This window comes from Nocardia sp. 852002-51101_SCH5132738, from assembly GCF_001665695.1.
Lineage (GTDB): Bacteria > Actinomycetota > Actinomycetes > Mycobacteriales > Mycobacteriaceae > Nocardia > Nocardia nova.
The window spans coordinates 62,126-75,234 of the sequence record NZ_LZML01000201.1 but is presented as its reverse complement, the minus strand read 5'-3'; the positions used below and the strand labels follow the sequence as shown (position 1 = coordinate 75,234).

Below are 13,109 nucleotides of genomic sequence, written 5' to 3'. Positions count from 1 at the left end.
CCGCCTGGATCGCTAGGCCTGGAGCGGCTACGCCTGGACCGGTTCGCCCTGCGCCGTCTCGGGCGGCGAATTCCAGCCCAGCAGAACCGCTTCCATCAGCGCGCACACCCGGGCGACATGTTCCGGCCGATTCTCGAAGCGCACCCGCCGCCCGACATCGACCACCTGGGCGATGGCGGCATGGACGCGGCAGCGCGCCTCGGCCGGGTCGTCGTCGAGCAGATGCGCCCACTCGAGCACGTTCTGACGCTGCACCGAACGCAGTTTCTGCTGTTCGGCCGCGGGCAGATTCGAGAATTCGGCGAAGTAGACCGGCAGGATCTCCGGCGTCGAGAAGGTCAGCCGCGCGAACCGGGCGGCGATGCGCAGCGCGGCGTCGGAGCGGCTGGTCGCCTCCGCCAGCGCCTCGGAATTCGCGATCGCGACGCGTTCGCCGGTGCGGTGGAACGCGGCGGCCAGCAGATCGGATTTACTCGCGAAATAGCGGTAGACGCTGGACGCGTTGATCCCGACCGCGGCGCCGATCTCCTCGATACTGGCCTCGTGATAGCCCTGGCGGCCGAAGATGCGGATCGCCTCGGTGAGCAGCTGTTCGCGTTTGGAACTCAGCGGCAATCCGCGCACCGGCGCCCCGGTGGCCGCCGGATCCGGCAGCGGCGGCAGTTCGGTGTGCAGGAGCGACCAGCACATATCGAGGATCAGATCGGTGAGCCGCGCGTTGGACAGGGCGGTGCGATGGGCGGTGATACTGCCGATCACGCCCAGCATGCCGGTCGCCAGCAGTTCGACATCGGCGGGCGGCGCATCCGGTCGCAGCGCGGCGACCGCGGATTCGATCAGATCCTGCAGTTCGTCGTAGATCACCCGGATGCGGGCGCGGTCCTCCCGCTCGAGGTAGCGGCGCTCCCAGCGGTACAACCCGCCCTCGCGGCGGACATCGATGGTGTGCTCGGCCAGCGCGCGGATCAGCGCGGTGAGGCGCGATTTCGGATCGAGCCCGGGTTCGTCGGCGGCCTTGGCGGCGTCGAGCAGTTGCTGGGCGCCGGCCTCGGCGGCGGCCACCAGCAGTGCGTACTTGTTGGCGAAGTGGCGGTACAGCGCCGGTCCCGAGATGCCCACCTCGGCGGCGATCTCGGCGACGCCCACCGGGTGATAGCCACGTTCACTGAAGGCGCGGGCGGCGACCCGCACGATCTGTGCCTTGCGATTCTTCGGCCGACGCCGGGGCGTCGTGGTGGTACCCGGTCGCGCGGATGCGAGCCCGGCCTCGCTGCGATCCGCGACCATACACCTCTCCTTCTGCGTTTCGGCTCGTCGACGGCGCCGACTGGTTGACAGCGCCGGACAAGTCAACATAAGTTAACCACAATTCGCAAAGTTAACCATCATTCTCGTCTCGTCGCCGTCGGCGGCGGCCCACCTGGGAGTAACCATGAGCGATCACGACCACACCCCCGGCCTCACCATCGTGCGGGACGATCGCGTTTTGCGGGTGACCATCGACAATCCCGGTCGCAAGAACGCTCTCAGCTACGACGCGATGATCGCTCTCGGTGACACGCTGAGCAACGTGGCGCAGGATTCGTCGATCCGCGTGATCGTGCTGACCGGGGCGGGCGGCGACTTCTGCACCGGCGCCGATCTGGCCGCGGCGGCCGCCGAGAAGGAGCGGGGCATCACACCGGAGATGACCATGGACGGCGCGAACCGCATGGTCCGCTCGATCATCGACGCGCCGGTGCCGGTCATCGCGCGGGTGCGTGGCGCCGCCGCGGGAATCGGTGTGGCGCTGGCGCTTTCCGCCGATTTCACCTATGCGAGCGAGGAGGCCTATCTACTGCAGGCCTTCATCAACATCGGCCTGATGCCCGACGGTGGCGCCGCCGCGCTGGTGGCCGCGGCATCCGGGCGGGCGCTGGCGGCGGAGCTGGCGCTGCTCGGGGAGCGGCTGCCGGTCACCGAGGCGTACCGGCGCGGGCTGCTGGCCGGGGTCCTGCCCGTCGACGAACTCGATGCGAAGGTCGAAGCGGTGGCGGCGAAACTCGCCCACGGCCCGCGCCGCGCCCTCGAACTCACCAAGCGCACCCTCAACCGCGCCGCGCTGGCCTCGCTGGACGAGGCGCTCGCCGCCGAGAAGGCCGGGCAGGCCGAGTTGCTGCGCGGACCCGATTTCGCCGAGGGTGCCGCGGCGATGCTGGGCAAGCGCAAAGCGGTATTCGCGCACTAGGACGCTCGAGCCGAACCAGCGGCCGCGGAGAGCGCTGCGCCACAGCGTCTCTCGGTGGCTGAAGTAGCCGGTGGGGGAGATGTTCGGGCGGAGGCGGCCACCTACTCGGTCACGGAGCGTGTTCGATGGCGTCGCTGCCGGGGTGGCTAGCCGCCCACGCTCCCGTCCTCCGGAAGCGCCGCGTCGAGCGTCCGGTCCGACGTCGCCGCCGGATAGTCGTAGCCCACCCAGCGGTTGCGGTTCGCCCAGCCGACCAGGTCGTATCGCCAGCGGAACGGCCAGGTCCGCGACACCGTCATGAACAGCACCGCGCCCAGTGCCGCGTAGTCGTCGTGCGCAGACAGCAGCGCCCGCTGCTGGCGCGGGGAGGCGGTGAAGAAGGCCTCGAACATCGAGATCGACTGCGCGGTGGTCAACCGCCCCAAGCCGTAGAGGCCGCGCATCCGCATCCAGTACACCAGCCGGGCCTGCCACGGCCACAGCGCCGCGACCGGATCGGAACCCGTGCGCACCGCATCGACCAGCGAGTCGACCAGGGCGAACGAATCGGCGACGCTGTAGCCCGTGCACGGATGCATCATTCCGCCGCGGGAGCCGAACGGAACCGGGTCGTTTCCGCGCGCCGAACCACGCATCGGCGGCGGTGGCTGATCCAGCGGATAGTGCGCGGCCTCGGACGGCTCGTCACCGCGCAGCCGGATGCCGTGCGCGGCGAGCCGATGCAGGGTGCGCCGGCGCAGTTCGTGCTGCGGCATGCCGCCGCGCAGGCCGAGACTGGTCTCCTCGAAGATCACCGTGCCGTCGCCGAGCGGGACGGCGTACAGGAACGAGGGCGGCTCGTCCGGACCCGCGCCGTTCTCGTCGCGCCAATCCAGCAGCAGCCCTTCGCCGTCGCCGACCATCGGCGCCGCCCGTTCGGCGTCGACGAAGATGCCGTGCGCGCTGGCGGTGCGCCGCGCCCCCGGCGAGGCGAGCCCGCGGGTGTCCACCACCGTGGCGGCCGTGATCGTGCTGCCGTCCTGCAGGTCGACGCGATGAGCGTCGACAGAGGTAGCGCGACCGGCCAGCACGGTGGCATCGTCTAGAGGTAGCGCATCGCGTAGCCCGGGCTTGGAGAGTACGCAGTACGGCCTTTCGATTCGATGCGGCGTCTGCGTCCAGACGGTGGGCGCCTCGATGCGCTGGGCGATCGCGCTGTGTGGCAGCCACGCGGGAAGTTCGTCGACCCAGCAGGAGAAGGTCGGCGGCCACAGCCGCTCGGGCCGCGGGTCCACCGCCACCACGTCGAGCCCCGCCCGCATCGCGCGGTGCGCGACGGCACGGCCGGTCGGCCCGAGCCCGACCACGCACAGATCGGCTCGACGGACATGCTGCGCACTCATGGCCGCATTCTCCCAGCCCGGCCCCGCATCGCCGCGGGGGCCGTAGATGTTACGCCCCGAAAACTCGTGGCGTAGCAATTCGCGTCGTGAAATGCATTGGGGCAGTTCATAACCTGAGACCACGGGCGCCGTCGGGGGGTGCTCGCCGATTGCTGGTGGCCAGGGAGAACGATATGCGAAGGTTTCGAGACACGGGGCGGGCTCCGCGGCACAGATCCATGCCGCGGATGATGAGTACGGCGGTGGTGGCCGCCGCCGCCCTGCTGATGTGCCAGGGGAACGGTGCGGCCGATCCCGCGCCGGCGCCCGGTCCGACCGGCTCGGACTCGGCGATCGTCCGGGTCCGCACCGACGATCCGCGCCATCAGTCGTTGTTCGTGCACTCCGCGGCGATGGGGCAGGACATCGAAGTGCAGGTGCAGCGGGCCGCCGATACGAGCGCCCCGCGTCCGGTGCTGTATCTGTTGCTCGGCGCCGGCGGCGGTCTCGACGGCTCGACCTGGGCGACGAAAACCGATGCGCTGAAATTCCTCGCCGACAAGAACGTCAACGTGGTGACGCCGATCGGTGGCATGTTCAGCTATTACGCCGACTGGCAGCGCGACGATCCGCACCTGGGGCGCAACAAGTGGCGCACCTTCCTGACGCAGGAACTGCCGCCGCTTCTGAACACGTATCTGGATGCCAACGGCCGCAACGGAATTGCCGGCTATTCGATGTCGGCGACCACGACCTTGGCGCTCGCAGCGACCGCCGGGGACCTGTTCTCCGCGGTCGGCTCCTACAGCGGATGCGCGCAGACCTCCGATCCGGTCGGACAGGAATTCGTCCGGCTCACGGTCGAGACGTGGGGATGGGGCAATGCCGAGAACATGTGGGGTCCGCCCGGCGATCCGGACTGGGTCGGCAACGATCCCTACGTGCACGCGGAGGGCCTGCGCGGCAAGGCCATCTACATCGCGAACGGCAGCGGACTGCCCGGGCCCTACGACACCTTGAACGGCGAATACTCGCTGCCCGGGGAATGGGGTTACGCCAATCAGCTCGTGCTCGGCGGCATCATCGAATCGGCGACGAACTACTGCGCCCACAACATGCAGGCACGGCTGGACTCGCTGAACATCCCCGCCACCTATGACTTCCGGCCGACCGGCACGCACTCCTGGGGTTACTGGCAGGACGACCTGAAGAAATCGTGGCCGGTGCTGGCCTCGGGCCTGGGACTGTAACCGATGCGCGGCGATCGCAATCCCACTGCGCGCGCGATACTCGCGCTGGTCCTGGGGGCGTTGATCGCCTGGGCCGGCGCCCGTGCGCCCCAGGCCGCGGCCTTCCCGGCCGAAGTGCCGTATTTGCCGGGCGCCAACGATTTCGGCTGCCGGACCACCGCGGACAAGCCCTATCCGGTGATTCTGGCCCACGGCGCAGCCACCGACGCCGGGCGCAGCTTCGCCGTACTCGCACCGCAATTGCACCGGCTCGGCTTCTGTGTTTTCGCTGCCGATGTGGGACGACTGCCGTTGTCGAATCTGGGCGCGAACGGTGTGCCCGATCCGAAATGGGCGGGATTGGGTCCGGCGGCCGCGGCAGTGGAGGGCAACGGCATCTACGGCGTGGCCGATATCGCCACGCAGGCAACGGAATTGGGTGCCTTCGTCGCACGGGTCCTGGATGCGACCGGAGCGGCGAAGGTTGTCATGGTCGGCCATTCCACCGGCGGCACGGATATTCGTGAATTCGTGCGCCACCGCCCCGGGCAGGTGGCGAGCGTGGTCACCGTCGGCACGCCCTATCGCGGATCGACCTTCGCCGGCCTGCCGGTGATGTTCCCCTTCTACGGCGCGCTCGGTATGGACGGGCCGGCGGTTGCGGCGCAGGTCTTCGGACCCGCCGGAGCCGAACAGGCGCCGGGAACGCCGACCCTGAACCGGTTGAACGCCGACGGTGAGACCCATCCGGGAATCCGCTACACCGCCATCGCCAGCCGCGACGATACGGTCATCACCCCTCCGGAGACGGCCCTGTTGAGCGATCCGCAGGGCGGCAACCGAAACATCTGGCTGCAGGACGGATGCCCCACCCTCGTCGTCGCCCACGACGCGATGCTGTCGGATCCGCGCGCGCTCGCCGAAATCACCGCCGCCGTCGCGGGCACGCCGCCCCCGCCCTGCTGAGGGCGTTGATTCGTCACCGGGCGCCCAGGTGTGGCCGGACGGCGGCGAGCAATCCTTCCGCTACCCTGGGCTGCCATGAGTGCGGTGCGGTTCGCCACGATCTCCGTGCTCCTGTGCGCGCTGATCGCCGTCGCGGCCGGCCGCGCGCCGCGAGCGCACGCCTTCGCGATGGACGTTCCGCCGCTGGCCGGCGCGAACGATTTCTCCTGTCGCCCGACCCGTGACAAGCCCTATCCGGTGATCCTGGCGCACGGTGCGGCGACCGACGCCCAGCGCAGCTTCGGCGCGCTGGCCCCCGCGCTGCGCAGCCAGGGCTACTGCGTCTTCGCCGCCGATGTGGGACGGGTACCGCTGCCGACGCTCGGACTGAACGGTGTCTCCGAGGCCGGCTGGCCGGGATTGGGCCCGGTCGCCGCGGCCGTACAGGGCAACGTCGTCTACGGCGTGGCCGATATCGGCTCGCAAGCGGTGCAACTGGCCGCGTTCGTCGCCATGGTGCGCGGGGTGACCGGCGCGCCGAAGGTCGAGATGGTGGGGCATTCGACCGGCGGCACCGAGATTCGGGAGTATGTGCGCCGCCATCCGGGCGTGGTGGACAGCGTGGTCACAGTCGGCACGCCCTACCGGGGTTCGACCTTCGAAGGCCTGCCGAAGATGTTCCCGTTCTACGGGGCCATCGGGATGGACGGCGAGCAGACCGCGGCCCAGGTCTTCGGTCCCGCAGGCGCCGAGCAGGTTCCGGGCACGCCGACATTGACCCGGCTCAACGCCCACGGCGAAACCGAGCACGGGATCCGCTACACCGCGATCGCGAGCCGCACCGACGAGGTGATCACCCCGGCGGAGACCGCATTGCTGGCCGATCCGCAAGGCGACAATCGCAATATCTGGATCCAGGACGGGTGCCCGGCGCTGGCGGTCAGCCACAACGATCTGCTGTCGAATCCGCGCGCGATCGCCGAGATCACGGCCGCGGTCGCCGGCGCGCCGCCGCCTCCGCCCTGCTGAGCCGGGCCGATCGGCTACTTCGGCGTCACCCAGGTGGTGATGTCGGCGTGCACGACCTCGACGCCGTGTTTGTCGTAGATCGACACCGGGACGACCACTTCCGTCCCTTCGGTGAGGGTCGCGAAGTCCGGAATCCGGTCGAGTTTCGCGACCGCGCGCAGGCCGGATTCCGCCTTGGCCAGGTATTGCACGTTCATCGCCTTGGGGATCCAGCGGTGGGTGGTCGGAACCGTGGCCTCGCTCAGCATGCCCATCGCGACCTCGGCCAGATTGCAGGCCGCGATCGCGTGGAAGGTGCCCAGGTGATTGTGGATCCCGAACCACTTGGGCGCGGTGACCTCGCACAATCCCGGTTCCAGCCGCACGACGTTCGGCACGACGGTGCCGAAGTAGGGGACGCGGGCGATCATGCCGACCGAGAACAGGGCATGTCCGAGGCGGTTGTCGGGGAGCTTCTTCCAGCCGCGGTAGGTAGCGGTCTCTGTGGTCATGGCAACACCTTACTCTGGAGTAAGTTCGACGCGCCGCCGCGCGGTCCGGTACCGTCCGACCAGGGCCGCGGCGCGTCCGCGGGGGCGGACGACCCCCGATTTGGAGTGGGTGGGGGGCCTCGGGCATACTGTTCGGGTTGCCTGCAGCGGTGGTGTGTGTCCATCGCCGGTAGGTGAGCAGGACCCACTGAGTATCGGCGTCGAGTCCGGCGCGGGTACGTCCGGGACGAAGTTCCGAGACCCAACAGGTGAAATATGCCCGGGGTCGAAGAATGAGCGGAGAGGCGACACGCCCGACCGCGTGGACCGGAAGAACCATGACAGATGAACAGCGGCGATGGATCGGGTGCGCCCCGGTCGTGTTGGTGGCTGATGCGTCTTCGTGTGTTCGGGCTGTGCAAATGAGGGTGGTTCGGGAGCGAAAGCTCCTGGGTCACAACGTAAGCGGAGAAAAGGACACTCAGCGTGGCGGGACAGAAGATCCGCATCAGGCTCAAGGCCTACGACCATGAGGCGATCGATGCGTCTGCACGCAAGATCGTCGAGACGGTGACCCGCACCGGTGCCCGCGTCGTCGGGCCGGTGCCGTTGCCGACCGAGAAGAACGTGTATTGCGTCATCCGCTCGCCGCACAAGTACAAGGACTCGCGCGAGCACTTCGAGATGCGCACGCACAAGCGGCTGATCGACATCCTCGACCCGACGCCGAAGACGGTCGACGCGCTCATGCGCATCGATCTGCCGGCCAGCGTCGACGTCAACATTCAGTGACGGGGATTGCAGATATGACTGACAACAAGAACAGGCCGGCGGCCGGCATCCTGGGCACCAAGCTCGGCATGACTCAGGTGTTCGACGAGAAGAACCGCGTCGTTCCCGTGACCGTCGTCAAGGCCGGACCGAACGTCGTGACCCAGATCCGCACCGAGGAGCGCGACGGCTACTCCGCCGTTCAGCTCGCCTTCGGCGCGATCGACCCGCGCAAGGTGACCAAGCCCGTCGCTGGGCAGTTCAGCAAGGCCGGTGTCACCCCGCGTCGCCACGTCGCCGAGATCCGCGTCGCCGACGCCGCCTCGTTCGAGGTGGGCCAGGAACTGTCGGCCGATGTCTTCGAAGAGGGTGCCTACGTCGACGTGACCGGCACCAGCAAGGGCAAGGGCTACGCCGGTGTCATGAAGCGTCACGGCTTCAAGGGGCAGGGCGCCGCTCACGGTGCGCAGGCTGTGCACCGCCGGCCGGGCTCCATCGGTGGATGTTCGACGCCTGGCCGTGTTTTCAAAGGCATGCGGATGGCCGGCCGGATGGGTAACGACCGCGTGACCACGCAGAACCTCTCGGTCCACAAGGTGGACGCCGAGAACGGCCTGCTGCTGATCAAGGGCGCGATCCCGGGCCGCAAGGGCGGCATCGTGATCGTCAAGAGCGCTGCGAAGGGTGGTGCCCGGGCATGAGCACCGACACTAAGACCAACCTGACGCTTCCGGTGAAAGAGCCGGGCGGCAAGACCAACGGCACCGTCGAGCTCCCCGCGGAGATCTTCGACGCGACCGCCAACATCGCGCTGATGCACCAGGTCGTCGTGGCCCAGCAGGCCGCGGCTCGCCAGGGCACGCACGCCACCAAGACCCGCGGCGAGGTCCGCGGCGGTGGTAAGAAGCCGTACCGCCAGAAGGGCACCGGCCGCGCCCGCCAGGGTTCGACCCGCGCGCCGCAGTTCACCGGCGGTGGCACCGTGCACGGCCCGCAGCCGCGCGACTACTCGCAGCGTCTGCCCAAGAAGATGAAGGCCGCCGCCCTGCGTGGCGCCCTCTCGGACCGGGCCCGCAACGAGCGCATCCACGTCATCAGCGAACTGGTCGCCGGCCAGACGCCGTCCACCAAGGCCGCCAAGAACTTCCTGGCCGAGCTGTCGGACCGTAAGAAGGTGCTGGTCGTGGTGGGCCGCGAAGATGTCACCGCGTGGAAGAGCGTGGCGAACCTGCAGGGTGTGCACCCGATCGCGCCGGACCAGCTGAACACCTACGACGTGCTGCTCAGCGACGACGTCGTGTTCAGCGTCGAGGCGCTCAACGCGTTCGTGCACGGCCCGGCCGAGTCTGCACAGGAGGAAAGCAAGTGACCACCATCGCCGACCCGCGCGACATTCTGCTCGCGCCGGTGATCTCCGAGAAGTCCTACGGGCTGATCGAAGAGGGCACCTACACCTTCCTGGTGCACCCGGACTCGAACAAGACGCAGATCAAGATCGCCGTCGAGAAGGTTTTCGGCGTCACGGTCACCAGCGTCAACACTGCCAACCGTCAGGGCAAGCGCAAGCGGACCCGCTTCGGTTACGGCCAGCGCAAGAGCACCAAGCGCGCGCTCGTGACCATCTCGGCCGACAGCAAGCCCATCGAGATCTTCGGAGGCCCGGTCGCGTAAGCGGTCGGATCTTCAGAAAGCAGAGAAGAACTCATGGCAATCCGTAAGTACAAGCCGACTACGCCGGGTAGGCGCGGGTCGTCCGTTTCGGACTTCGCCGAGATCACCCGGTCCACTCCCGAGAAGTCGCTGCTGCGCCCGCTCACCAAGTCCGGTGGTCGTAACGCGCACGGCCGGATCACCACCCGTCATCGCGGTGGCGGTCACAAGCGGGCCTACCGTCTGATCGACTTCCGCCGGTTGGACAAGGACGGCATCCCGGCCAAGGTCGCTCACATCGAGTACGACCCGAACCGGACCGCCAACATCGCCCTGCTGCACTACGCGGACGGCGAGAAGCGCTACATCATCGCGCCCAAGGGCATCGCCCAGGGCACGCGGATCGAGTCCGGCGCCGGCGCCGACATCAAGCCCGGCAACAACCTGCCGCTGCGCTCGATCCCGACCGGTACCACCATCCACGCGGTGGAGCTGCGTCCGGGCGGTGGCGCCAAACTGGCTCGTGCCGCCGGTATGAGCATCCAGCTGCTGGGTAAGGAAGGCGCCTACGCCGTCCTGCGTATGCCCTCCGGCGAAATCCGCCGCGTCGACGTGCGCTGCCGCGCCACCGTCGGCGAGGTCGGCAACGCCGAGCAGTCGAACATCAACTGGGGTAAGGCCGGCCGTATGCGCTGGAAGGGTCGCCGCCCCACGGTCCGTGGTGTCGTCATGAACCCCGTCGACCACCCGCACGGTGGTGGTGAGGGCAAGACCTCCGGTGGTCGCCACCCGGTCTCGCCCTGGGGTAAGCCCGAAGGCCGTACTCGTAAGCCCAACCGTCCGAGCGACAAGCTCATCGTCCGCCGCCGCGGCAAGAAGCGTTAAGGAGGAGGTTAAAGATGCCACGCAGCCTCAAGAAGGGCCCGTTCGTCGACGAACACCTCCTCAAGAAGGTGGACGTCCAGAACGAGAAGGGCACCAAGCAGGTCATCAAGACCTGGTCGCGTCGTTCGACCATCATCCCCGATTTCATCGGCCACACGTTCTCGGTCCACGACGGCCGCAAGCACGTGCCGGTGTTCGTCTCGGAGAACATGGTCGGGCACAAGCTCGGTGAGTTCGCGCCGACCAGGACGTTCCGGAGCCACGTCAAGGAAGATCGGAAGAGCAAGCGGCGATGAGCGAACAAGACACCACGCTTCAGAACCCGACCGCGCGCGCGACCGCGAAGCACGTTCGCGTCACTCCGATGAAGGCTCGCCGCGTCGTGGACCTGGTCCGCGGCAAGCGGGTCGAGGATGCGCTGAACATCCTGCGCTTCGCACCGCAGGCCGCCAGCGAACCCGTCGCCAAGGTCGTGGCCAGCGCCGCGGCGAACGCCGAGAACAACTTCGGCCTGAACCCCGACACCCTGGTCATCTCGACGGCGTATGTCGACGAGGGCGCGACCATGAAGCGTTTCCAGCCGCGCGCCCAGGGCCGCGCGTTCCGGATCCGCAAGCGCACCAGCCACATCACGATCGAGGTCGAGAGCGTCGCCAGCGCCGCCCCGGCTCGTAGCCGCCGGAAGGGAGGGGCTAAGTAAATGGGACAGAAAATCAATCCCCACGGCTTCCGCCTCGGTATCACCACCGATTGGAAGTCCCGCTGGTACGCCGACAAGCAGTACAAGGAATACGTCAAGGAAGACGTAGCCATCCGCAAGCTGCTGAGCACGGGTATGGAGCGGGCCGGCATCTCGAAGGTCGAGATCGAGCGCACTCGTGACCGCGTCCGGGTGGACATCCACACCGCGCGTCCGGGCATCGTGATCGGCCGTCGCGGCGCCGAGGCCGACCGCATCCGCGCCGAGCTGGAGAAGCTCACCGGCAAGCAGGTTCAGCTGAACATCCTCGAGGTCAAGAACCCCGAGTCGGATGCGCAGCTGGTTGCCCAGGGTGTGGCCGAGCAGCTGTCCAACCGTGTGGCGTTCCGTCGCGCGATGCGCAAGGCCATCCAGTCGGCCATGCGTTCGCCGAACGTCAAGGGCATTCGAGTGCAGTGCTCGGGCCGCCTCGGCGGCGCCGAAATGTCGCGCTCGGAGTTCTACCGTGAGGGTCGGGTGCCGCTGCACACGCTGCGCGCCGACATCGATTACGGCTTGTACGAGGCTCGCACCACCTTCGGCCGCATCGGCGTGAAGGTGTGGATCTACAAGGGCGACATCGTCGGCGGCAAGCGTGAGGTCACGGCCAGCGCTGCCCCGTCCGGTGAGCGTCGCGAGCGTCGGGAGCGGCCGAGCCGTCCGCGGCGGTCCGGTTCGTCCGGCACCACCGCGACCAGCACTGAGGCCGGGCGCGCCGCCACCGCGGTGGCAGAGCCGGCCGAGGCTCCGTCAGTTTCTAAGGAGGGCTGACCCATGCTGATGCCCCGCAAGGTCAAGCACCGCAAGCAGCATCACCCCGGTCGTTCCGGTATGGCCAAGGGTGGCACCTCGGTCGCCTTCGGTGAGTTCGGCATCCAGGCGCTGGAGCCGGCCTACGTCACCAACCGGCAGATCGAGTCGGCGCGTATCGCGATGACCCGCCACATCAAGCGTGGCGGCAAGATCTGGATCAACATCTACCCGGATCGCCCGCTGACCAAGAAGCCGGCCGAAACCCGCATGGGTTCCGGTAAGGGTTCGCCGGAGTGGTGGGTCGCGAACGTCAAGCCGGGTCGCGTGATGTTCGAGATGTCTTACCCGAACGAGGAGACCGCTCGCGAGGCCCTGCGCCGCGCGATGCACAAGCTCCCGATGAAGTGCAGGATCGTGACCAGGGAGGAGCAGTTCTGATGGCTACCGGAACTCCGGCCGCAGACCTGCGCGAGCTCAACGAGGACGAGCTCGTCGCCCGCCTGCGTGAATCGAAGGAAGAGCTGTTCAACCTGCGCTTCCAGATGGCGACCGGCCAGTTGCAGAACAACCGGCGCCTGCGTGTGGTTCGTCACGAGATCGCGCGCATCTACACGGTCATGCGTGAGCGCGAGCTCGGCCTGGCCTCCGGTCCTGAAGGCAAGGGAGACGCGGCATGAGTGACGCCAAGGGCCCGGCCAAGACGCCGGCCAAGCAGGAGGAGCGTGGCTCGCGCAAAGTGCGCATCGGCTACGTCGTCTCCGACAAGATGAACAAGACCATCGTGGTCGAGCTGGAAGATCGTGTGAAGCACCCGCTTTACGGCAAGATCATCCGCACCACCTCGAAGGTGAAGGCGCACGACGAGAACGAGATCGCCGGTGTCGGCGACCGCGTGCAGCTGATGGAGACCCGTCCGCTGTCTGCCACCAAGCGGTGGCGGCTGGTGGAGGTCCTCGAAAAGGCGAAGTAGGAAGGCTCCTTCTTCTCCGCCTCGGCTGTGTAGTCGAATCGCGAAGGCCCGCTTCCCGGTTGGGAAGCGGGCCTTCGTGT

At 68.0% G+C, this 13,109-nt stretch carries 18 protein-coding genes; 15 read left to right on the top strand and 3 right to left on the bottom strand.

Annotation, left to right across the window (positions count from 1 at the left end; all coding sequences use genetic code 11):
• Positions 1-27: 27 nt before the first annotated feature.
• Entirely contained in the window at positions 28-1,287 is a 1,260-nt protein-coding gene (locus tag A5789_RS31195; protein ID WP_064927415.1) for a TetR/AcrR family transcriptional regulator, read from the bottom strand.
• Positions 1,288-1,432: 145 nt separating this feature from the next.
• On the opposite strand from A5789_RS31195, the gene A5789_RS31190 reads away from it, so the two are divergent.
• Positions 1,433-2,227, top strand: a complete 795-nt coding sequence (locus A5789_RS31190) for an enoyl-CoA hydratase (protein ID WP_064905182.1) — start codon at positions 1,433-1,435, stop codon at positions 2,225-2,227.
• A 146-nt stretch (positions 2,228-2,373) separates the two neighbouring features.
• On the opposite strand, the gene A5789_RS31185 is transcribed toward A5789_RS31190, so the two are convergent.
• On the bottom strand, positions 2,374-3,609 hold the full coding sequence (locus tag A5789_RS31185; protein WP_064905184.1) for a lycopene cyclase family protein: 1,236 nt from the start codon (positions 3,607-3,609) through the stop codon (positions 2,374-2,376).
• A 227-nt stretch (positions 3,610-3,836) separates the two neighbouring features.
• Between A5789_RS31185 and A5789_RS31180 the strand changes: the two genes are divergently transcribed.
• The 3 genes from A5789_RS31180 (at position 3,837) to A5789_RS31170 (ending at position 6,791) form a co-directional block, all read left to right on the top strand.
• Positions 3,837-4,838, top strand: coding sequence for an alpha/beta hydrolase family protein (locus A5789_RS31180; protein WP_174555036.1), 1,002 nt, complete (start codon positions 3,837-3,839; stop codon positions 4,836-4,838).
• A 3-nt stretch (positions 4,839-4,841) separates the two neighbouring features.
• Complete coding sequence (locus A5789_RS31175; protein WP_082941085.1) at positions 4,842-5,783, top strand: triacylglycerol lipase; 942 nt, start codon at positions 4,842-4,844, stop codon at positions 5,781-5,783.
• Between the two features lie 75 nt (positions 5,784-5,858).
• Positions 5,859-6,791 (top strand): triacylglycerol lipase, encoded by a 933-nt coding sequence (locus A5789_RS31170; RefSeq protein WP_064905186.1) that lies wholly within the window; start codon positions 5,859-5,861, stop codon positions 6,789-6,791.
• A gap of 14 nt (positions 6,792-6,805) precedes the next feature.
• On the opposite strand, the gene A5789_RS31165 is transcribed toward A5789_RS31170, so the two are convergent.
• On the bottom strand, positions 6,806-7,282 hold the full coding sequence (locus A5789_RS31165) for a hotdog fold domain-containing protein (RefSeq protein ID WP_063018211.1): 477 nt from the start codon (positions 7,280-7,282) through the stop codon (positions 6,806-6,808).
• 465 nt (positions 7,283-7,747) lie between these two features.
• Here A5789_RS31165 and rpsJ point away from each other — a divergent pair, with 465 nt between their 5' ends.
• The 11 genes from rpsJ to rpsQ are packed head-to-tail and all read left to right on the top strand — an operon-like array spanning position 7,748 to position 13,029.
• Positions 7,748-8,053: a 30S ribosomal protein S10 gene (rpsJ, locus tag A5789_RS31160; RefSeq protein WP_003938093.1), complete on the top strand. Its 306-nt coding sequence runs from the start codon at positions 7,748-7,750 to the stop codon at positions 8,051-8,053.
• A gap of 14 nt (positions 8,054-8,067) precedes the next feature.
• On the top strand, positions 8,068-8,733 hold the full coding sequence (rplC, locus tag A5789_RS31155) for a 50S ribosomal protein L3 (protein WP_030513358.1): 666 nt from the start codon (positions 8,068-8,070) through the stop codon (positions 8,731-8,733).
• Complete coding sequence (gene rplD, locus A5789_RS31150; RefSeq protein WP_063018213.1) at positions 8,730-9,401, top strand: 50S ribosomal protein L4; 672 nt, start codon at positions 8,730-8,732, stop codon at positions 9,399-9,401. Before rplC ends, rplD begins: the two co-directional genes overlap by 4 nt.
• Positions 9,398-9,703: a 50S ribosomal protein L23 gene (rplW, locus tag A5789_RS31145; protein WP_025347175.1), complete on the top strand. Its 306-nt coding sequence runs from the start codon at positions 9,398-9,400 to the stop codon at positions 9,701-9,703. Before rplD ends, rplW begins: the two co-directional genes overlap by 4 nt.
• A gap of 33 nt (positions 9,704-9,736) precedes the next feature.
• Positions 9,737-10,567, top strand: a complete 831-nt coding sequence (gene rplB, locus A5789_RS31140) for a 50S ribosomal protein L2 (protein WP_030513361.1) — start codon at positions 9,737-9,739, stop codon at positions 10,565-10,567.
• A 14-nt stretch (positions 10,568-10,581) separates the two neighbouring features.
• Positions 10,582-10,863 (top strand): 30S ribosomal protein S19, encoded by a 282-nt coding sequence (gene rpsS / locus A5789_RS31135; RefSeq protein ID WP_030513362.1) that lies wholly within the window; start codon positions 10,582-10,584, stop codon positions 10,861-10,863.
• Positions 10,860-11,267: a 50S ribosomal protein L22 gene (rplV, locus tag A5789_RS31130; RefSeq protein WP_025347178.1), complete on the top strand. Its 408-nt coding sequence runs from the start codon at positions 10,860-10,862 to the stop codon at positions 11,265-11,267. Before rpsS ends, rplV begins: the two co-directional genes overlap by 4 nt.
• Positions 11,268-12,077, top strand: coding sequence for a 30S ribosomal protein S3 (gene rpsC, locus A5789_RS31125; RefSeq protein WP_063018215.1), 810 nt, complete (start codon positions 11,268-11,270; stop codon positions 12,075-12,077). It abuts the gene before it with no gap.
• Positions 12,078-12,080: 3 nt separating this feature from the next.
• Positions 12,081-12,497: a 50S ribosomal protein L16 gene (rplP, locus tag A5789_RS31120; protein ID WP_040704375.1), complete on the top strand. Its 417-nt coding sequence runs from the start codon at positions 12,081-12,083 to the stop codon at positions 12,495-12,497.
• On the top strand, positions 12,497-12,736 hold the full coding sequence (gene rpmC / locus A5789_RS31115; protein ID WP_025347181.1) for a 50S ribosomal protein L29: 240 nt from the start codon (positions 12,497-12,499) through the stop codon (positions 12,734-12,736). Before rplP ends, rpmC begins: the two co-directional genes overlap by 1 nt.
• On the top strand, positions 12,733-13,029 hold the full coding sequence (rpsQ, locus tag A5789_RS31110; RefSeq protein ID WP_030513365.1) for a 30S ribosomal protein S17: 297 nt from the start codon (positions 12,733-12,735) through the stop codon (positions 13,027-13,029). The genes rpmC and rpsQ overlap by 4 nt, the downstream gene beginning before the upstream one ends.
• Positions 13,030-13,109 lie beyond the last annotated feature (80 nt).

Excerpts from the sequence above, each read along its gene's own strand:
- A5789_RS31195 (WP_064927415.1), bottom strand. The coding sequence starts at position 1,287 with ATGGTCGCGGATCGCAGCGAGGCCGGGCTCGCATCCGCGCGACCGGGT.
- A5789_RS31190 (WP_064905182.1), top strand. The coding sequence starts at position 1,433 with ATGAGCGATCACGACCACACCCCCGGCCTCACCATCGTGCGGGACGAT.
- A5789_RS31185 (WP_064905184.1), bottom strand. The coding sequence starts at position 3,609 with ATGAGTGCGCAGCATGTCCGTCGAGCCGATCTGTGCGTGGTCGGGCTC.
- A5789_RS31180 (WP_174555036.1), top strand. The coding sequence starts at position 3,837 with ATGATGAGTACGGCGGTGGTGGCCGCCGCCGCCCTGCTGATGTGCCAG.
- A5789_RS31175 (WP_082941085.1), top strand. The coding sequence starts at position 4,842 with ATGCGCGGCGATCGCAATCCCACTGCGCGCGCGATACTCGCGCTGGTC.
- A5789_RS31170 (WP_064905186.1), top strand. The coding sequence starts at position 5,859 with ATGAGTGCGGTGCGGTTCGCCACGATCTCCGTGCTCCTGTGCGCGCTG.
- A5789_RS31165 (WP_063018211.1), bottom strand. The coding sequence starts at position 7,282 with ATGACCACAGAGACCGCTACCTACCGCGGCTGGAAGAAGCTCCCCGAC.
- rplC (WP_030513358.1), top strand. The coding sequence starts at position 8,068 with ATGACTGACAACAAGAACAGGCCGGCGGCCGGCATCCTGGGCACCAAG.
- rplD (WP_063018213.1), top strand. The coding sequence starts at position 8,730 with ATGAGCACCGACACTAAGACCAACCTGACGCTTCCGGTGAAAGAGCCG.
- rplB (WP_030513361.1), top strand. The coding sequence starts at position 9,737 with ATGGCAATCCGTAAGTACAAGCCGACTACGCCGGGTAGGCGCGGGTCG.
- rpsS (WP_030513362.1), top strand. The coding sequence starts at position 10,582 with ATGCCACGCAGCCTCAAGAAGGGCCCGTTCGTCGACGAACACCTCCTC.
- rplV (WP_025347178.1), top strand. The coding sequence starts at position 10,860 with ATGAGCGAACAAGACACCACGCTTCAGAACCCGACCGCGCGCGCGACC.
- rpsC (WP_063018215.1), top strand. The coding sequence starts at position 11,268 with ATGGGACAGAAAATCAATCCCCACGGCTTCCGCCTCGGTATCACCACC.
- rplP (WP_040704375.1), top strand. The coding sequence starts at position 12,081 with ATGCTGATGCCCCGCAAGGTCAAGCACCGCAAGCAGCATCACCCCGGT.
- rpmC (WP_025347181.1), top strand. The coding sequence starts at position 12,497 with ATGGCTACCGGAACTCCGGCCGCAGACCTGCGCGAGCTCAACGAGGAC.
- rpsQ (WP_030513365.1), top strand. The coding sequence starts at position 12,733 with ATGAGTGACGCCAAGGGCCCGGCCAAGACGCCGGCCAAGCAGGAGGAG.